19 protein-coding genes and 1 pseudogene are annotated in these 19,900 nt (G+C 37.4%); 2 read left to right on the top strand and 18 right to left on the bottom strand.

All coding sequences use genetic code 11. From position 1 onward, the window contains the following. Window positions 1–219: 219 nt before the first annotated feature. Window positions 220–384, bottom strand: coding sequence for a hypothetical protein (locus CXK86_RS32210; protein WP_180361822.1), 165 nt, complete (start codon window positions 382–384; stop codon window positions 220–222). 11 nt (window positions 385–395) lie between these two features. After that, window positions 396–1,118: a hypothetical protein gene (locus CXK86_RS20410; RefSeq protein ID WP_101314429.1), complete on the bottom strand. Its 723-nt coding sequence runs from the start codon at window positions 1,116–1,118 to the stop codon at window positions 396–398. 360 nt (window positions 1,119–1,478) lie between these two features. Here CXK86_RS20410 and CXK86_RS20405 point away from each other — a divergent pair, with 360 nt between their 5' ends. Continuing rightward, window positions 1,479–2,234: a helix-turn-helix domain-containing protein gene (locus CXK86_RS20405; RefSeq protein WP_180361821.1), complete on the top strand. Its 756-nt coding sequence runs from the start codon at window positions 1,479–1,481 to the stop codon at window positions 2,232–2,234. Then, window positions 2,231–2,731 carry a toxin-antitoxin system TumE family protein gene (locus CXK86_RS20400; protein WP_101314427.1) on the top strand — a complete coding sequence of 167 codons (501 nt, stop codon included), beginning with the start codon at window positions 2,231–2,233 and terminating at the stop codon, window positions 2,729–2,731. The genes CXK86_RS20405 and CXK86_RS20400 overlap by 4 nt, the downstream gene beginning before the upstream one ends. Before the next feature lie 614 nt (window positions 2,732–3,345). Here the strand turns inward: CXK86_RS20400 and CXK86_RS20390 are convergent. The 16 genes and pseudogenes from CXK86_RS20390 to CXK86_RS33135 all read right to left on the bottom strand — a co-directional run bounded on the left by CXK86_RS20390 (window position 3,346) and on the right by CXK86_RS33135 (window position 19,759). Continuing rightward, window positions 3,346–4,002 carry a hypothetical protein gene (locus tag CXK86_RS20390; RefSeq protein ID WP_101314425.1) on the bottom strand — a complete coding sequence of 219 codons (657 nt, stop codon included), beginning with the start codon at window positions 4,000–4,002 and terminating at the stop codon, window positions 3,346–3,348. Between the two features lie 95 nt (window positions 4,003–4,097). After that, the gene (locus CXK86_RS20385; protein WP_101314424.1) at window positions 4,098–5,075 is read right to left on the bottom strand and encodes a hypothetical protein; all 978 of its coding nucleotides are present in this window, start codon (window positions 5,073–5,075) and stop codon (window positions 4,098–4,100) included. Between the two features lie 188 nt (window positions 5,076–5,263). After that, window positions 5,264–5,836, bottom strand: coding sequence for a DUF1643 domain-containing protein (locus CXK86_RS20380; RefSeq protein ID WP_101314423.1), 573 nt, complete (start codon window positions 5,834–5,836; stop codon window positions 5,264–5,266). A gap of 535 nt (window positions 5,837–6,371) precedes the next feature. Continuing rightward, a complete protein-coding gene (locus CXK86_RS20370; RefSeq protein ID WP_180361820.1) occupies window positions 6,372–6,950 on the bottom strand; it encodes an ankyrin repeat domain-containing protein in 579 nt (192 codons plus the stop codon). Between the two features lie 104 nt (window positions 6,951–7,054). Beyond that, window positions 7,055–7,261, bottom strand: a complete 207-nt coding sequence (locus tag CXK86_RS32205; protein ID WP_180361819.1) for a hypothetical protein — start codon at window positions 7,259–7,261, stop codon at window positions 7,055–7,057. Between the two features lie 258 nt (window positions 7,262–7,519). Beyond that, entirely contained in the window at window positions 7,520–8,212 is a 693-nt protein-coding gene (locus tag CXK86_RS20365; protein ID WP_101314420.1) for a hypothetical protein, read from the bottom strand. Between the two features lie 930 nt (window positions 8,213–9,142). Beyond that, window positions 9,143–9,352: a hypothetical protein gene (locus tag CXK86_RS20360; RefSeq protein ID WP_101314419.1), complete on the bottom strand. Its 210-nt coding sequence runs from the start codon at window positions 9,350–9,352 to the stop codon at window positions 9,143–9,145. A 668-nt stretch (window positions 9,353–10,020) separates the two neighbouring features. Then, window positions 10,021–11,076 carry a type II TA system antitoxin MqsA family protein gene (locus CXK86_RS20355; RefSeq protein WP_101314418.1) on the bottom strand — a complete coding sequence of 352 codons (1,056 nt, stop codon included), beginning with the start codon at window positions 11,074–11,076 and terminating at the stop codon, window positions 10,021–10,023. A 209-nt stretch (window positions 11,077–11,285) separates the two neighbouring features. After that, the gene (locus CXK86_RS20350) at window positions 11,286–11,657 is read right to left on the bottom strand and encodes a hypothetical protein (protein ID WP_101314417.1); all 372 of its coding nucleotides are present in this window, start codon (window positions 11,655–11,657) and stop codon (window positions 11,286–11,288) included. Between the two features lie 403 nt (window positions 11,658–12,060). Then, complete coding sequence (locus CXK86_RS20345; RefSeq protein WP_180361818.1) at window positions 12,061–13,752, bottom strand: hypothetical protein; 1,692 nt, start codon at window positions 13,750–13,752, stop codon at window positions 12,061–12,063. Window positions 13,753–14,271: 519 nt separating this feature from the next. Next, a complete protein-coding gene (locus CXK86_RS20340) occupies window positions 14,272–14,826 on the bottom strand; it encodes a hypothetical protein (RefSeq protein ID WP_101314415.1) in 555 nt (184 codons plus the stop codon). Next, window positions 14,823–15,419: a hypothetical protein gene (locus CXK86_RS20335; RefSeq protein ID WP_101314414.1), complete on the bottom strand. Its 597-nt coding sequence runs from the start codon at window positions 15,417–15,419 to the stop codon at window positions 14,823–14,825. The genes CXK86_RS20340 and CXK86_RS20335 overlap by 4 nt, the downstream gene beginning before the upstream one ends. 36 nt (window positions 15,420–15,455) lie before the next feature. After that, window positions 15,456–16,778: a type IV secretory system conjugative DNA transfer family protein gene (locus CXK86_RS20330; RefSeq protein ID WP_101314413.1), complete on the bottom strand. Its 1,323-nt coding sequence runs from the start codon at window positions 16,776–16,778 to the stop codon at window positions 15,456–15,458. A gap of 70 nt (window positions 16,779–16,848) precedes the next feature. Further along, entirely contained in the window at window positions 16,849–17,685 is an 837-nt protein-coding gene (locus tag CXK86_RS20325; RefSeq protein ID WP_101314412.1) for a zinc ribbon domain-containing protein, read from the bottom strand. 225 nt (window positions 17,686–17,910) lie between these two features. Next, window positions 17,911–18,561: a hypothetical protein gene (locus CXK86_RS20320; RefSeq protein ID WP_101314411.1), complete on the bottom strand. Its 651-nt coding sequence runs from the start codon at window positions 18,559–18,561 to the stop codon at window positions 17,911–17,913. 284 nt (window positions 18,562–18,845) lie between these two features. Continuing rightward, window positions 18,846–19,759: pseudogene (locus CXK86_RS33135) on the bottom strand (IS30 family transposase). Between the last annotated feature and the right edge of the window lie 141 nt (window positions 19,760–19,900).

The following is a 19,900-nucleotide window of genomic DNA, read 5'->3' as shown; positions in this document are numbered from 1 at the left end:
AAATACTCAAATACCCTCCCAACTTGAGCGAGCACCTGACCATCCCTATCTTGCTAATTTGCATGAAATTGTCCTTCTCCTCTATCTACCTTTTGTGGTACATGATCAAATAGAAATTACTGATCCATATAAGTAAACCAGGCCTAAGTTTTAGGAGTTGACTTCCGCAAATCGTTTATGCCCAGTTGTGGATTCTCCTCCCTAAATTTTAACCATGCTTTATGTCGCTCTTTCCGTGACTTGGTCTTGACTCGTTACAGCGTTTCCCAGCTTGATATAATTGCCAATAAACAATTCTGGTATCATTAAATCAACAAAATTTAAAGCCATTTGTGGAATATCGAGTTCACCATGTATGTCACTCATTTCATAGATACAAGCCATATAACTTCCTCCTACACCTTTGATCTTAGCGACGCTTCGCTTCTTATGCGTAGGATCTCATTATATTGCACAAGCATCTCTAGGATGTCGTCACTCTCTTTGAGCCACTCACAATCAGAAGCTTGCATTCGAGATATTAAGGGTTTGATCGTATTCCTTGAAATCGAGCCATCAAAGAACATTTCCATCTTCTCTTCTTTGACCCATTCTTTGACCGCGTTATCGCTAGCGAAATATGTATTGAACCTTCCTTCCCCAAAACATTCATACAGTGTTTTAGGCATTTGATCGAAATAGAAAAAACCACGTTTTTGCATTTGTCTGTTTGGCAACCGCATCACATTAGCTCTTGTTGAAGCTAAATCAGCAAATTGATACAACTCTTTTACTAAAGCATGTTCGGGCGGTAAATAGTGATTAATATTTTGTATGATGTCTTTAAAACACTCATTTTCTTTTGAGGGTGTTCTTCTATTCCCTTTATAGCTAAAGGTATCTCCTGCTATACTTTTTAAACTCATTTTCAAGGGAATCCATACCGAAAATATAGTATCGGCATGCAAGTCTCCGTTTAACCATATTACATCTAAATCATTCTCTTTTCGCCACTCATCATATGTAGTACCACCATAAGATGGTTGTTCAGGATCGAGCATCAAGTATATTAAATAATTGATGATAGGGTTGTCGGTATACTTCGTGCCAATGATGTTTTTTATTTTATTCTCAGACATTTCTATTACCCTCTTTCATCGAAAATGGAAAATAACTTTTTGATTTATCTTTGATAGAGCCAGCACGTATAGATCAATAAGGTTTCATCCAATCTAAACGCTTTTATTCTCAGACTACAACCCATTTTTCCCAGCTCCATGTTTTCTTGTTCAAAGAAAAAGCATTTTTTTCCGATGGAACCATCTAACCTACGTTGAAAACGGTGCCGGATACCCCCATTTTTGGTTCCAGAGGGACTATTTCAAAAGTTACAGCATAGGTTATTGTATAAGGAGTTAACGTTTTTGGAATAATGATAGTTAACGATATTGCAAAATTGATAACTTAATGTAGAATGGAGGTAGGAGGAGATGATAAAGATGAGTAAAGGAATGTATGAATATTCCCAACGTCAAATTGAGTTAGCCTTCGAGGAAAAAAACGAGCTGTATATAGAAAAAGAAACAGATTACATTTTCTCGAAAATTCTTACAATGTTGATGACACTGTGTTCGGATCAGCTTGTTGGCATTAAAATAAGCAACGAGGAGTTTAAATACACGAATGAATACCTGTTTTCATCCAAACATAAAAAGAATCTTGTTAAATGGCTGGACCGGGTACAGTCCATACAATTCCCTGCAAGTGATATGGATTTTGGGAAGCTAAAAGTAGACTTTGAAACCTGGTATTATGACCTTGGTGGAACATCAATAGAGTTTATATATCATGAGGATTACTTACTTAAACCCATGCAAGCCGCAGATATGTTAGGCATTTCCAAAGTTACGTTAAACAAATACATCAAACAAGGCTTAGAATGCTTAAATAACGGCTCACAAAACAAAATTCCCAAACATGCTGTTGAGTTAATGCGTGACCCGGTGTATTCGATTCGTATGCAAATAAACTATCAGAAGAAAAAAAATCTTGAACAGTCACCAGAAGATCGGATGAAGGAGATCAATGAAGAGATTACCGAGTTGCAATTGAAGTATGGTAAGAAGACGTATCAAGAAGCATTTGGGACAGACGAAAGCGAACTGGATGACCCTATTGATCTTTACCGTTGGAAGGATCTTGTTGAAGAAATGGATGAAATTCTTAAAATTCGGGGAGGAGCTGGCGGGATTTGAAGTATACAGATAACCAGACAAATCTTCTCCCCGCAGACATCAATGAAATCTTAGAGGAGTTCGGCTGCCTCTTGGAAAACCACACAAATTTTAGGGATAGAGAATCCATTTACGCCAGCTATAAGCGTGATAGGAAATCGCTTATAGTGATATTTCCGTTAAGACTACACCCTTGCCACGGTATCACAGGATTAAGAGCGTACGAGAGGTATGACGAATGTGGCTACGTTGAAAAGTACGAATATCGGTGGATGAAGATTGTACCCAAACAAGGCATCCAGTCTCATCATATCACTTCTTGGGGCAATGAACCTCATGATGATCCAAATACACCGGAAAAATATCGCGTAAACTCCGAACCGCATCATCATCATTATGATCCTAATGATCGTAAAAATCGTTGTGACAATTGGGACGTAAGATGTTTAAAAGATGCTTTTGAATTCATCCAACCTTATCTTGAAACCGGAAACGAATACAAGGGTAGACGTGGTTAAGGAGAGACTTTCGATTCCTAAATTTTAACGTATTTCAGATTGCTATGGATTAAAGTTGAGATGCCTCCCTTCTCTTTAGCGGGAAGCCGGATAATCGATGCGTTGGTAAGACGCTCAAAATCGATTTTAATGCTCAGTAAATCGGGGACTCTTTGAACCTTCTGAATGCCGTGAAGTATATCTTTGATATAGCTGGAAATGATGAGCCCGCCCCTATTCAGTAATAAATCGTGCACTATATTCTCAACTCACAATTAACATCATACAAAGTAGACCTCTTCTAGGATAAGGTCTGCTTTGCATGATGCATATCTTAAATGTGGTATCCTCGCTTATTTGGATCTTTTCGGACTTTTTTGACGAGTTCCATTCCGATGACTTCAATTAACTATAGTTTTATCGGAACAACATTACTCTTGCTCGAATCTTGTTTGTACACGTACAGACTCTCGTCTCGGATTTAGTCAAGTCTGAGCTGGATCCCAAAAGTCCGCCATCACTAAGTTTTGGAGCTCACTCAGGTATTCGCTGATTGTCTTGTTCATAACTTGCTCGCTGCCCACCTGCTTCATTTCAGTTAAAGACAGCTTGTTCCGAAGCGAAAACGACACGTGTTACATTTTCAATTCTTTTGTAGCTTCAAGTAACCACCATGCAATTGCACTTTTTACAAATTCGCTTTCTCGGCTTAATCCTTCACGGTAAATGAAGTCGTTTACCTTTTCACGGACTTGATACTGTACACGCTCAAAAGCAACTTTATCACTTTTGATACCGAGTAGTTTTGCTGTTTTATCCAACTTATTTCGATCAGCTATAGTGGTAAACAGCTGCGGAAAAATCATAATCTCTAAACGGTGTACGTAGAGAAGAGGTCTACCATTTTCAAATGAGATTCTGTTTAGCTGATCAATCAACTTAACATCTGCAATTTTGCTTATAAGACGATAGTCAAGCGGCTCTTGCAACCGTAATAAAAGCAAGCTTTGAATCTTATTCTGCACATCATGATCTTTAAGGAATAGATTATTGAATTCAAAACGTGTACTCTTAGCATTACCCTCTTTTGAAACGTCATTGGCTTCAGAGGCTGTCCAATACTTTTCGAATTTCGAAACTGACTCATTATTATTCCAATTTAAAATTTCTTGATGTAACTCTTCTAATAATTGTAATGCAGATTGCTCAATATGTTGGTTTTCAGGGTAGGATAATTCATTTTTCAGTTTTTCATAAGCTTTATGTAAAAGCATTTTATTATCTTTCTGCATGCTATCCCTCCATATCAAAGTGATCATAGCTAACTGGTTGGAAAATGGATCAAACCCACATCTTTCATAAGTACTATATATCCCAGGATAAAACTTTACAAGATCAGTCTCTTCTCCGTAAGATCTCTTGCATCAGAAATCGTTGAGGATGTAAACAGAGTGTCCAACATACACCATACTCTTGCACCTCTGAAAATGTTACCCGACTTAACTTCTTCCCTTGGTGAAAATGGGACTCCCAGTTTGTAGACGATATAAGGTTCAGTAATCTCATCTTTTGATTGTTCACCAAATACAGTCTTCATATTGGTGACGATCTCATAACCTTCTACATGATGTATAGACTGTAACTTCCCGTCATAACGAAAAGCAATGTAATTCGGAGGCTCTTTTGGCCAACTTTTCCCTCCATATGGATGAAAATATCGCTTCTTAGACGTTACAATTTCTCTCCAGGTGATACTCCAACCCTCAGGACTTCCTGCACCGATTGAAACTACGTATACCAAATTGGAGTCGCGTTTTTGCATGGTCATCAAACTCCCCAAGTATTGATTAAGTTCTCTAAGTAATCTTTTCTCAGCATGGGTACCCGTTTTTTGAGCAGTTTCAGATAGTTCGTGAATGTTCTTCCATGACAGAGCATCTACTGATACTTTATCTATTACACTAGGAAGTTGTGATTCAAGATACGTTTTACTGCATTCGCTCAATACAACTATCTTTTTTAGCATACATAGGCTATTTTTGAAGGATTCCCGATTCACATACTTCTGTAACTGAGTTATGTCTGGTAAGTTCCACCCACGCTTAGCTTCAATTATAAGATGAAAATGTCCTTGTAGCTTAATCTCAATATCGGTGTATCCCTGGTTTTTCTCATATCCTTGCATAGTAATTTCCGCTTCTGTGAGGTCACCTTGCCAGTTAATAATCTTCTTTAGCAATAGTGTCAAAAAGGAGGGGCATTGTGTTAATCCCCAAGCAACACTGTATGTGATATCGTTCTCGTGATGCCCGAGCAACTGGAAAACACTTTTTATCTCCCGATTTCTAAGTAGAAGTTTTGTCAAAGTAGTCTCCTTTTTAAATAATTATAGATTCAGACCTGTGATAAGGAACAACGAAACAATTAACCTTATCTATGTTTTTACTAATTGTCCTCAATTTATCAAGATTGGTGTTAGAACATTATAAACAAAAATGATTTGCTCTATATGATCAACACTGAGGTGTTTCTCTTTCCAATCCATAACCATCTTCATAGGATATCAGTCATCCACTCATATAGTTCAAGTTGATAACCACTATCCTCTCCACCCCAATTTCTTGGATGCCAAGGCTGGTTGCTAGAAATAAACCTCATTGCAAAAATAGTTTTTTCATATTTATTAACGATCTCAAGAACCTCAGCGATTGTATCTTTGTATTGACCTTTTAGTTTTGATTTATTAGCACCCCAAGCTATTATGACATGTTTAATGCGAGGATTCCTGTCTAGTATTTCATCAATTGTTTGCTTGTTCTTATTCATGAACTTTGGATAATCGGATGTCCCTATGTGTTGATTTAACTGCCGGGGGTCTTTAGCGTAAAACGGAAATAAGTTTGCAACAAATACCCCTGAGTATTTTCCGTGACAAAAGCCCAATACATTATTGATTGTCTTGTCAGAATTTAATTCATTAGCCTCACTAGGATTCCTCATGATAATAAGGACTTGGTTATTGTTATCTTGTATTCTAAAAGGCACATACATGGAGAATCTATGTTCGTTATCACCGTCAATTAATATATTACCCTGATCAATATAGTCTTTGTAAGTGTATGCCATATACTCACTCTTTCATTTCTCTCCATGGGTCGTTCTAGGAGGATTTTTCTTATTTTAATCCACGTCCATTTGTGGGATGCTTCTATAACTAAATAATAGTCCATAAAAAATGAAAATTGATGTTTTCTCGCCCAAATCTGAGGCGTGTTTCTTTACTTTTGGGATATAAAACAATTCATCCTGAATGATACATAGCAATTCTCCAAGAAAAATAAATTCAGATTTGGAATATTTCATATTTCTCACTTCTTATTCAACAGATCAATAAGATGCAAAGCCACTTAGCAGAATTTAAGATTCATCAGCATTTTGTTGAGTGTTTAACCCTCTCTTATATGGCTGAGTCAATTGTACGCATGGATGTTGCAGCAGAAACATTAAACTATCTATGGTTAGTTAAAAAGCAGCCGATCATGTTGAGATCTGCTGCCTTGATGCTTCAAATGAGCCCTCAATTCCGATTTGCTCATATGACAAGTAAACATGGTTTTGTTCATTCCTAAAATAGGGGGCCACAAAGGGTATTCCTCCAAAATTAATAACTAGCCATGTGGTCTTCTATTTGGTGAAATATCTCCTTTGAAGCAACCATTGATTCAATCTTTGAAAGCAAGGTTTCGCCTTGATTATTCTTTATTGTCAGGTCGGCCCCTGACTCAACCATGATATCCATCGTATCAAGAAACACATCGATCGGTATATTACCACGAACAGCAAATCTCATTAGGGGAGTATCCCCTTCTTGATTTCTTTCATTTGGATCTGCGCCTTTACCCAAAAAGTATTTAATTGCTTTGATATTGGCTAGATCAGAGGCAAGAAAGAATGGAGTCTCGCCATATTCATCTTTTAAAGTAAAGCTAGCACCCGCTTCTACTAAAACTTCTATCATTTCTATATCCAAGTTATATATAGCAGCATGGAGAACTGTAGACCCCTTATAAAGGTTATTTATTGATCCATCATTTGACTGGGTGAGCTCTCTTACCTTTGCTAAATCATTGTCATAGACGGCTTGAAATAATGCTGGAACCTTGTCCGTGTCACCGGTATCATTTGAACAACCCACAAGCAATAAAAGTAAGAAGATAAAACAACCTAATTTCTTATACACTAAATAGTCCCCCACTATGTTTAATTTTTATTCTGTAGATCATCTATGGAAAATTAATACTCTCTCAAAATACTCCATCAACTATTCGTATAACCATAACAGGCTCAATGCACTTGCCCCTGATACCAGTGCTTGGTTACGTCGTAGAAGTTCAGATCGAATCCCATCGGTCTAATAGTTGTTACAGAAGATGAAATAAAAGCCAAGGCAGCCGCAATATCGAATCGGAGTTCTAGGAAGATTATTATTAATGATTGGGATAGGCGATAGTTCGAGCTATTTTTGCGTTTGGATAGTGTACTTCCCAACATCCTGCTGGGTACAAAGAGTCAAGGTATCCAGCTCATCCACTATTTATTCCGTACGTAATATCGTGCTTTGCTAGTCGTTCTGCTTACAGAGGAGGTCTTTTGCTTTATACGTCATAAAAGAAAATTTATGCGGCCTGCGACACAAAGGGCAGACGAAATATACCCCGTTTTTCAGCCACACCCATTAGCTCCGAGAAACGAGACTGCTATGTTAGCCAACAGCTTTTTAAAACCAGAGAGAATAGATCTCCACATGTTTCATTGGGAAATTGCTCTATCCAACATTTCTATTAATTCATCTCTCTTTTCTTCATGCGTCATCTGATCTACTGGTTTGTATTCACCTTCATAGTTATAATCTTCTGCATTATATTTTTTGTTTTTCTGGGAAGTAAATTTACTCTCATTATTTTCATCCGATTCTTTTTTAGAATTATCTTCTTTTCTTAATTCGGAAATTTCATTCCATGTATACTCTTTTCCATTGACTTCTGTCAGGTTACCCAGGGTACCATGGTATTCAAACTCGTTTGTCGAAGTAGCCAGAACAATAGTTGGATTATGCACCCTATCCAGAGCAGACATAGTATTTTCTATTTTTTTTGAATCCACTAGAAATTGTACTCTTTTAGATTTGAATTCCCTATCAATCTCAGTGATATAGTCATATTTTTCAACAACGGAAAAAGAGTTGAAGTTATCCTTCACCTTCAACTTTAAATTTGTACAGTCACTCCTTGACTCGTCACATTCGAAATTTAAAAGTAAGTCAAATTTGTTTTTGGCTTCAGTTTCAAACCAGCTCTCTATAGATTTCGCAAATTTTTTATCATTAGTTTTTTCCTTCAAAGCTTTGTATCCTATGTATCCGAAACAAGCACCAACAATAATCAGACAAGATAAAACCATAACTATGATCTCTCGATCAAAAATTAGACGTCGCTCTTTCATTTCCTAATACCTACCCAATGTTTATTTTTTCAGCAAACATGTCTTGTAAAGTAGTACACAGTTTTTGTTTTCGTGCCACTAGTCCACCTTTTCTTAGAGTTTAATTTGATTATTACTCAGTATTTTTTCTAAAACTAAGCTTAAAGTTATTTCTAATGGTTCTATTTACCTACAAATCATAACATAGAATATATGATTTAGAAATATATCCCTTCTAAAGTCCTTATGTTTGAATACCATAAGTCAAGTTTAGATTGGTTGACCATCATCTAGTGAAATGGGTTAGTCTGATTAACTGCTTGCAGATTTCCCTTTTCTTAATTAACTTATGAAAGAATCGAATTAATTACTTTATGTTAAGATACTTTCTTAAGCTATGTTTGGTCCTCGATATCGGCTCATCGCTTTGAGGACTGAAGCAGGTTCAAAACAAGCTCAACATCTTAGTTCCTTTTTTGTTCATTAAGCTACAGTTACCTGTAAGCGTAATGAACATATTCTACTTATTGTATGGTGAATTAAGCTGGAGAGAAAACCAGAAGAGTAGTTTATAACATCCTTCCAGTTATCAAGACAATTTTATTAGTCGTTTCGGCATTATTGATTTAGAACCATTTATTAATAAGAAAAAGCACCTTTATTTATGTTTCACCTTATACAAGGATAAGTATTCTAAAAAACCTGAAGCCTTTAAATTGACTTCAGGTTTTTTAGTGCACTAGGTACTACTTAGAGTCTAGCCTGTGTTTTACAGTAATCCATAGAGATATTTTAATGATTAATCTTTCAAATAATTTAGAACTATAATCTCTTATATCAGAAACAGTAATCATTCTGTATTTGTTTTTTATTTCTTCAGAAAAATATTAATTAAATTCTTATCAATAATATACATCATTTAACTCTCTTCTCGTCTCCAACCAAGGTTTTTCAATATGAATCATTTTCTCTAAAAGCCTTATCTAATTCAATTAAATTGTAATCACGTATATCAGAAACAAAAAATTCATTCCCACATTCTGAACAAAATGTTTCTTTCCCAAGATACTTAACTTCTTTACCTCGTATATTTTTGCTTTTCTGAACAAGTTTTTCATCATAATTCACAGTATCTTGGCAGTGTTCGCAAAATGCCATCATTATTTTTTCTCCATTTCTATTCCTACGTATCACTAAAAGAGGGGTAAAATGTGTAGGGGTATATAACTAGGAACACTCTGAGATGATTTTTCTAATAGATTTCTTAATAATACCCTACTAGTTTAAGATATTGAGAAATGATTTTGTAATTTTTCCGTTAGTTAAAAGAAAAGTAAATGGTCCAATAAACTGACTACGAAGTATAATTGCATTATATTTCGTAGTCAGTAAAGGAACTGATTACAAAAAAATCCTATATTGCGACTTTAAATGAATTTTTCACTTAATCAACTTGGTTACTATAGTGCAGGGAGAATTTAATATTAAAAAAAGCCTGCTGCAGACTAAAAAGTAGGAAAAGGGTTTTCAGAATACTGAAACCTCTTGACTTTATCTAAAATTGTAGTGGTTGATTCAGGAGAGCAAATATAACTCTACATGTCTCAAAGTTTCTTGGCCTAGATACCTATTAAATTGAAGAATAGTATCAAAGTGTTCGCATCAACAAAGAAAGCAATTCCTGGATTAAGAGAAAACTAACTAAATGCATACATTTCTAATTTAAACTCTTAAAAGAATTAATCAGGGTAACGGAACATTTAATGTAGCCGGCCCCTGGAGAAAGATCTCGAAAGAAAGAGAATTGGCGCAAATACATTAGCGCAGTTTCATTCAAAATTAAAATCCCGAGAGTATTTGTAATTGATTAAATGATCATCAGGAGTCTCTATCCAAGCACGTTCTTTATGAGAATATTCACTAATTTTACGGGAACCATAGTCCTCAAAAATATAATTCACTCTTTCCAATGTAACCATTTCTTCTTTCTCAAAAACGTTAGGATTAAAATCTTGTTTTGCCCTAACAGTCATTTTTACCCATCCTTCATCGTTCAATAAGGACTCTTCAATCTCTATTACTCCCATATGTTGAAGATGAGCAAGTGCTATCTCATGATCTTTGGGAACCGGCCCAAACTTAATGCGAGCATAAGCAGCCCCACTTATAGATGCTGTACGCATTTTGAAGTAAAGGAAATCGGAGTACCATAAAAGTTTCATTAGCTTTGTTTTATTAACTCCCCATTTTGAAAAGTACAGCATCATATTTGAAAATTTATCTAGATTGAAATCTTTATAACCAGTGAATTCAGTAAATGCGAATGGTTTATGAATCGACTCAATTATTTCTTCATCATCTAATATTATTTCAACAAATTGTGTGCTGATTCGGCCTTCTTGTTCATCGCTCCAATTTCTTAATACATGTTCTACTTTCTTTAATTCCCTCGGAGATAAACTTTCTTTATTCTTATTATAATATTCAAATATAGATCGAGGATTTTCATTTAACTCTTTATAAATAGATATATGTTTATCACTTGGCAGCTCTCCAGTTTCGTGCCTTGCTATACTTGCGGAACCTATCCCTAAAATTTTGGCAAAGGGACGGATTCCTAAACCTTTGTATTGAAGTCTAACATTTTTAATTTGTTCAGATGTTAATCCGGAAGTTGCTTTTATATAAGCTTCATTTATCGCTCTCAGTTGATCATTCATATATTTCTCATCAGATATTTCATTTCCACATTCGCTGCAGACAAGCATTGTTACATCTACATCAATTGATTTTCCATGAATTTTAAATGTTTGCCGCTCTATTTTTTCCTCAGCATTGCAATCCTTACCGCATTCATCACAATACGCTAGGAATTTCCTGGACATAAGTTCACGCCCCTTATTATTAGTTTTATATGAGTTAAATAAGTTTTGATTCGGTCTTAAGCAGATTAACTACGTGTTACTCACCCGATATTTCGACTAATACATTTCATCAATATTCAAAGTCAATCAAGTTTGGTTCTAAACAACATTCATTTATGATATAAAAAGTGCTTAAAGGGAGCCAGAGCAAGTAGCTCCCTTTATGTACTTTAATTTCCCAATATTTTTTTGTTTATTTTGGCTTTCGGCCCATACTCACAAGGATGAAAAGAAATGGATACGCATTTCTTAATATTGCTGAAATCCTTAATTTTAATTTTGATATAGGCCCAAACACCATTAGGCATTTCTTTCTCAAATGTATAAATCATTTGACCGGAGCCATCTCTATCTAATTCAGGAGGTTTTTCCTCATCATCTGTAGTTAAGGTCATCATGAATTTCCATGCTTTATCTACATCAGGAATCCCTAAATCGATAAAATCTTGTCTCCAATTTCGCTCTTTACGAAAAATGAATTTCCGCGTATCCTCATGAATCATCATAGGGATTGCTAGTTTAAGTAGTTCTTCACTGTTCACATATCTTCACCTCCTTTTCTTATTATTATACACTGAAAGTGATATCATGATAACACTTTATTCAAAAATAACAATCCATGATTACATTTATTTCTGATTTATGCACCTAAAAGAAGAGGTATTAAAATGAAAATTAAGCAATCTCACTAAAATTAATTTAGAAGTATAATAAATAATATAGTTATCGGTGTGCGACAATGCCCCAAGATTCAGACAAATTCAATATTATGCATAATTTTAAACACAGCGACCTTGTTTTAGACGCATTCCAGAACTTACAGATAAAAATACAAAAAAGCCGCCATAATGGCGACTAAATTTGTACTAATGTTTTCGTGACAAATGAAAAAAGTTGGGTGTGTATGCCACGAGAACTAAATGGTGCTCTCTCTGTGATTAATGACTATAGAGACTCATCATCGATTTCAAATTCAGGGTCCTGTTCTTGATCGGGTTCAACCTCAGGCTCAGATACCTGCTCTGGTTCTTGTTCGACCTCAGGTTCGGATACCTGCTCCGGTTCGGGTTCGACCTCAGGTTCGGATACCTGCTCCGGTTCTTGTTCCACCTCAGGTTCAGATACCTGCTCCGGTTCGGGTTCAACCTCAGGTTCAGATACCTGCTCTGGTTCGGGTTCAACCTCAGGTTCAGATACCTGCTCTGGTTCTTGTTCAACTTCAGGTTCAGATACCTGCTCTGGTTCTTGTTCAACTTCAGGTTCAGATACCTGCTCTGGTTCGGGTTCGACCTCAGGTTCGGATACCTGCTCCGGTTCTTGTTCCACCTCAGGTTCAGATACCTGCTCCGGTTCTTGTTCCACCTCAGGTTCAGATACCTGCTCCGGTTCGGGTTCAACTTCAGGTTCAGATACCTGCTCTGGTTCGAGTTCCACCTCAGGTTCGAATAGCTGCTCTGGTTCCTGTTCAACTTCAGGTTCAGATAGATGCTCCGGTTCTTGTTCCACCTCAGGTTCGGATAGCTGCTCCTGCTCGGGTTCCACCTCAGGTTCAGATACCTGCTCCGGTTCTTGTTCGACCTCAAGTTCAGATACCTGCTCCGGTTCTTGTTCCACCTCAGGTTCGGATAGCTGCTCCTGCTCGTGTTCCACCTCAGGTTCGGATAGCTGCTCTGGTTCCTGTTCAACTTCAGGTTCAGATACCTGCTCTGGTTCTTGTTCCACCTCAGGTTCGGATAGCTGCTCCTGCTCCGGTTCCACCTCAAGTTCAGATACCTGTTCTGCTTCTTGTTCCACCTCAAGTTCAGATACCTGTTCTGCTTCTTGTTCGACCTCAGGTTCGGATAGCTGCTCCTGCTCGGGTTCCACCTCAAGTTCAGATACCTGTTCTGCTTCTTGTTCCACCTCAAGTTCAGATACCTGTTCTGCTTCTTGTTCGACCTCAGGTTCAGATACCTGCTCCGGTTCTTGTTCCACCTCAGGTTCGGATACCTGTTCTGCTTCTTGTTCCACCTCAGGTTCGGATACCTGTTCTGCTTCTTGTTCCACCTCAGGTTCGGATACCTGTTCTGCTTCTTGTTCCACCTCAGGTTCAGATACCTGCTCTGATTCCTGCTCTACCTCAGGCTCGGATACCTGCTCTGCTTCTTGTTCGACCTCAAGTTCAGACAATTGTTCCTGCTGCTGAACATCTTCTTGTTCCGCTCCAGGTTCTTCATGTTGCTGAGCATCTTCTTGCTCTGCTTCAGTTTTATGTTGTTGTTGAAATTCTTCTTGCTCAGCTTCTAGTTCCTGCAGTTGTAATTCTTCCTGCTGAACTTCAGGCCCCTGTTGTTCGGCCACATTAATCTCTTCTTGCTTTTGAAGTTCAGCTGCCATATTTTCTAAATCTTCAAATCCGCTACCAAATAGACTCTCTGAAACTAAAGATTCATCTAAAGAGTCTTCTTTTAATTCAGTCTCCGAGATAGAATTTTGTCCGACCTGGTCTGTTTCAATGTTCCTAGAGATTTCTATTTCCTGTTGTTGTGCTGCTAAATGTTCTAAATCCTTATTTTCATTCTCTTCATCTTTTGCCGCATTTAAGGTTTCCTGATAATTTTCTAATCCTTGCTCCTTGTCAATTTGTTCAGAATGCAACTTATTATAAAGACTCTCAAGATTTTCTCTCTCTTGAATTTTATCTCGCAACTTATTTAATTGAACTTGCTTTTCTTCGGGAGTTTTGTTATCCCAACTTTTCTGGTACTTCTCCAATTGGCTTTGTTTTAATTTTGTAGCGTGTGATGAGTATTCAAGACCAGATCTTATTTGACCTAATGTATCTTTAACACTTTGTTTCAAGGTTGTACCTGTTGAAGCATCGAAAACCTTTGTATAATGGTTTAATCCGGATAATCCTAATTCTGTTCCTACATCTAATCCTATATGGATTTTACTTATCAGGTCTTCTAAACTGTATCTCGGCATTTTACTTGGATCAGAAAGAGCTTCCTTCATTCTTTCTGTTGATTTTATATGTGCTTCAGGAGATTTGCCAACAAATAAGTTCGCCTTTTGATTCCTATATAAGTTGACCGTGCTACTTCTTACTTTTTGTGTCGCTTCGCTTGTCTTTTTGGATGCACCTGCTATTATGTCCTTTATATTCATTGATTTTTACGCTTCGGGTAAACGGTCAATGGCCATAAATCCATTACTGACCAGAAATATAATAGCTTCGGATAACATGACTACAATATCAACTTTAGGCATATCGATGACTTGGACAAGATTTTCAACAAGCGATTCTAATGAGAAAAGAGGATTTGCCAAACGCCAAACAGTAGCCGTGATTAATGGTAGTGATACGGGAGGAGCGCCAAGAAACTCTATCAATTCAAACTCTCCATCATTTTTTAATTCTATGTACCCTTTAGTAATAGCAATATGTTTTGTTCTAAACAAAGTTGAAAGTATGTCCCTCGATTCAAAGACAAGTCCTTGCTCCTTAAGAGCATCGATATGACCTTGAATAACATGTAATTCAAGGTCCAGTAATACTGTGAATTTTTCAACGCTGTAAGATGCCATTTGTGCAACTTCCCACACTTTATAACGATGCTCTTCGAGCAGCAATCGTTGTTTCTCAAATTGCACCCCATAATGAACAAGGCCATCTTTATGCTGAAACTTTCCTAGCTCTTGACCAGCACCAATCATAATTGAGCTCATGCTTGCACCTCCAGTTGGTCTGCATTTACATACTCTAGTCCCCATAGGGTAAGCTTGTATAATTTAAGACCATGTATATTAAACAGTGAGATCGCAGTTTCAAAATTAATTCCGCGTTGATCCATTAGGGTATCAATCACTTCCAGCAACATAACCTTCCCAGCAGCTGCATTCCACACATCGTATTGATCCTTGGTGAATACAAAGGTCTTATTTGCATTAGAATCCCCAATGAGATATTCCTCATTGATCAGACCATGTGCATATCCGTATCGTGTTACTTGTAGGTTTATCAAATTCTTATCTTGCATGTCGGAAAAAGACCATGGCATAATGAGATTTCTCTCGATGAGTCTACGAACAATTTTTGAAAAATCAAAATTCGGAATGTTTTTAACCTTTTGTAGAATGGCAGATTCCCAAGCTGCTAGTGTTTCAAAGCGATGGATTTGCTCCCAAACGGTGTATTCAAATTGACTTAGTTCAAACTCCTGAAAACCATTTGCTACCACAAACATTCTAGATTCATTGTCCGCCGGAAACTCTCCGAGACCTCTGCCTACACGCACATAACTCAGGTCTTTATTAATCAAAATAAAATCACTCCTACTCTATTAACGTTAACATCCTTAAGATTTAGGTTTGGCTGGGTAGAAACGGAAAGGCTCTCCATTAAATGGTGATATAATACATTGTCCAATCTTTAAATCTGTAAGATCCCAGTCTTCTATAACATTTCCATCTACGAGATGTTCTTGTATACCTTTGTTTGCATTAGATGAGGAATAAGCAATCATCCGTTGGTTTTTCCCGTGACGATTTGTGATATAGGAGCGGCTTGGTTCATCGAAGAGTCGGAATGCAAATACCGTACCAAATCCACTCAAAATACTATCCGCCAGTGACTCTGAATATACATGTTTCACTTGTCCGATGTTTTGAATACCTGCGATGATTCGAACACCCAGGGAACGTCCGAAATTCAGTGCGTTATCCATATAGTTTAGCTTTGGAATAAGTGGAAATTCATCAAGAATGAAATATACATTTCCACGACACTGTTCCTCTTTAGTACCGAGTATATTTTTCATAGCAATATCTAAGATCATCGTATAGATGGGTTTTAATACATTTGAACTTGCAATATCGTACTCAAGGAAGATGGCTCTACCATCACGTTCTTGTATGGATTTAGTGAGAGAAAAGTCTCCTGCTTCTCTAAAAGCACCATTAAACACACCAAAAAGGTTCTGATACAAATGCATCAAGAAAGATTGGTTGGTGTTTGGATTATTCTCTTTACTTATGTAACTACGAACCCATGATAAATCTTGATGATTTAACAGCAAATTTCGAATAGAAACATCGCTTGCCTTTTTTACCCATTGAATCAGGGTTTCATGATCTTCGGTTCCCCCTTCTTTTTCCATTCCCCTTACTTTTGCGCTTAAAATAGCAGCTAATAAATCTCGAGCTCCTGTCGCAAAGATGGGTGCTGACGATCGTTCAATATCGTCTTTAAATAAAGAAGAAGCGATCTCCCAGATGACTTCATCTCGTTTCTCTAATGGTGTCGCAATAATATCTTGGAAGATGTTCCATCGTACCCTACCTTCTACATTATCACTTTCGTTAGTGAGAACGTAATCTCCTGTTCGATAGAACTTTTTCAAATAATCCCCTTTGGCATCAAAGAAGATAAACACATCGTCACTTGTTGCCCCGCTACGTAGTGCACGAACAACATGATCCATGGAAACTGTCTTTCCGCTTCCGATCGAACCTACAAAGAGAAGATGACGTTGAAGAAGTAAAGGATGCAGCATAACTCCTGTTCGGTCTACTCCTGGTATTCCATAATTGGCCTGAGGCTCATCTATCCATTTTACTTCATTAGGTGTTAGTGTATGAAGTTGCTGACCATTAACAATATTATTTTTCAGAAGACTCAAGGTTTTCCTCCTCAGAAAAAAAGAGTCCATTAGAAAACATTGGCTCTTTTTTCCTCAATCTATGTATTTGTTAACTCGTTTTTGCACCACATTCTGGACAAAAAACAGCGTTTATTCCATAAGCAGTGCCACATTTGCACTGGTTTGTTAGTGAATCTGAAGGATCCTTATCTTCCGTTTTATTCATTTGTTGTTGTAGATTACGAGATGCTGTAACAGTCGTTTCTTTAACTTTGTTTGCAGTTTGTATCACTGTATTGATAGAAGACGACAGTTGCTCACTTACTGGAATGGTCAGTATGCTTCCTTCTGTCATGGGTATATCTTTCCATTTTTCAATCGCCATATCTCCCATTACTTGTACATCCTGAATCAGAGCTCCTAATTCACGCAGCATTTGTTCAGTATGACGGCCTGGTGCAGCAGCGGTGATTGTCATGAGTGCCTGGTTATTTGTTACGCGCGAGAATAACGTGCTTGCTTCAACTGCTACGCTGAGTGCGGAAGAAGATTGTGCTCCAAAAATATTGATGTGCATCAACACACCTTTAGATTTCAAGCCAAAGTACACCATTATGGAACCAATAATGAGTAAAATCCACGAGATTAATGTAGAATTATTCATTGTCATAATCAAGCCAAGAAGTCCAATAATAGCTCCAAAGATAAGCATTTTGAAACTACGATGACGAACTAGGCCTGCCATGACACCGGTAATTGTATCGATTTTAGCATCTCGGATGATGAGTCCAGTACCCGCAACAGATTCTGAGTTACCAGTAAAGATAACTCTCCGATTCGTTACAATTACATACCCTTCTCCTTTAGGAACATATAAAGCTGAGGCTTCATATTCCCGGATGACAATCTCGTTCTCAGCCAACGTAATACCGCGAACCATATTCATTTCTATTCCTCCATTATTAGGTCTACTAACTAGTATTCTTCTTTTTTGTTTTCACTCTAAAGTGGCTCTCGTAATATGCCGCACTCGTTACATGTGTAGATATATGTAATTGGTATTGAAGTGTGATGCTCTATATAGCATATCGGACTTACTGTTATTAACAGTGTTATTTCAACCGTAAATGGTAACTTGATTCTATCTTTGGCCTATCGTTACATTATCAAATTAAAACAATCCTTCTGTATCAACATAAAACGAAAATGATGTTGGTATGCTATGTGATTCAAAGAAAAAATATATGTTTTTAGTTCCTTTCGAAACACTTGATATTTGCATATTGCCCGTCACTTCACTTTTACTATCTACTGGATCATCTAAGAATTTTTTTGAGGCTAGACTCCAGTTATCATTGATTGGTGTGAAAAAACTTGATGCACTAGTCGTGTACATCTTTCTACCTTTAACATTATCATCTGCTCTAACTTGCGAGAGATCAACATCAACTCTCTTATCGCTATTATTTTTCACTGTAATATTTAATTGTACTTTACCATCAATTTTACTCAGAGAATTTAAAGTGATAGTTACACCCTCACGTGTAACAGTAAGCGGCAGCTTTTCGAACTTATTGATTTGAATAATACTTCCAGATGAAACAGAAAACCCAACCTCTTGACCTAATTCCTTTAATGGCATGTATACGCGATTATTAATCGTAACTGCTTGACCTTCGAATACCGCCTCTGAACCATTAACTAGTATTTTGCTATTTTTCACAGGTACAGCTTTTAAATAATTATCCGCTGCATAAGAAACTCCTGAGAAAAATATCGCACCACACAGGAACGCAGATATTATTTTTACTCTTTGTTTCATTATTCAATCCTCCAACCTAACATTTTCCATTATTATATCAGCACAATAAAAATAGGTCTATATATTTATAAGATAACAAATATAACTAGTCTCAAAGAACCATATAATTAATTGGTTTAATATGATGTTTCTCTATTTTATGTGAAATTGTAACAGTCATTTGTAAAGTTGCATTAGGTTATGGTTATTAATTACTTTCAATTGATAGACAACTGTACCAAACAAAGAACACCGTAGGTATAAGCAAATTCACTTATGACGGATTATAAAGCTAAGCGCGACAGTTACTCTAAAAAAGATTCGAGAGCGGTTCTCCAACCCAAGGCATTTTCGTGGTCTGTGGTTGATTAAGCGCAATGTAGTCTCCAAGGCTTCATCCGTCATTTATGCGCAATCTGTCACCTTGGGGAAAACTCTCGCAAGAGGCCATTGGCATTCTCATTCGAGCCGCGTTGCCAGGGAAAATACGGATCTGGGAAATACACCTGTAGTCCATGAGCGGCTTCCAGGCTGGCGTAACAGGCGAACTCCTTGCGACGATCTGCAGGAGAGGTTTGAAATGCACCGTCAGGGTAATGCGAGGATGCTACCAAAAGCCAACCTCTATGGACAAAGCTATACGGTCAGGCGGGAATAGCGGCATATAGGCGGGTCCTACGTTCGATGAACGTAGCTAACTAAACTGCCCTTGCTTTTCCCACAGCACGAGACGATCGTATCGGGCTCCCAATGCCAAAGGTTTCGCAGGATCGAACTTCTTTCGGACGCTGAGAGATAGTCATACTCAAAGCGAACTTGACGCGTCTCTCGGCAGGCTTCTGCCGTTTACCTTTATGACTAGCACAGTAAGGTATGCCTTTCACCAATCGGTCTGAATACTGCCTACGAACGATCGTTTTAAGCAGACTACAGACTGTCCTTCTTGACGAAGACATTCTACAATTTGATCAGGAGGCCATGTAACCCGGAGTTTTTCTTTGATGAGGATAGACTGCTGTAGTGACCATTTTCTGGAGGGGATGGAGGTCATACGTCGCTGAACATAGCTTCTCCTGAGATCGCTGCGCACGTTAGGAATTCCGCGTTTCGTTTCCGACGGAGTTCTCGACAAATGGTGGCATGATAATACCAGTAACATGGTCGATGGCCTGGCACTTTTCTCCTGTTGGTGGAGGATTTTCAGTTTACTGCGTTCCATTATACTAATATGTGTGTAGTCATGGTGGTTTCACCTTGTGTGAATGTGGTGTAGGAAGCTTTATTCTACACGTTATTTCAGAAACTAAGTTCATTACTAAATTCCAAATAAAGTATTGAATCTTCATAGAATATAAAAAGC

The sequence above is a fragment of the Paenibacillus sp. BGI2013 genome, from assembly GCF_002843485.1.
GTDB classification, from domain to species: Bacteria; Bacillota; Bacilli; order Paenibacillales; family Paenibacillaceae; genus Paenibacillus; species Paenibacillus amylolyticus.
Note: the sequence above shows the minus strand (reverse complement) of the source record. Positions and strands in the feature narration are given on the sequence as shown.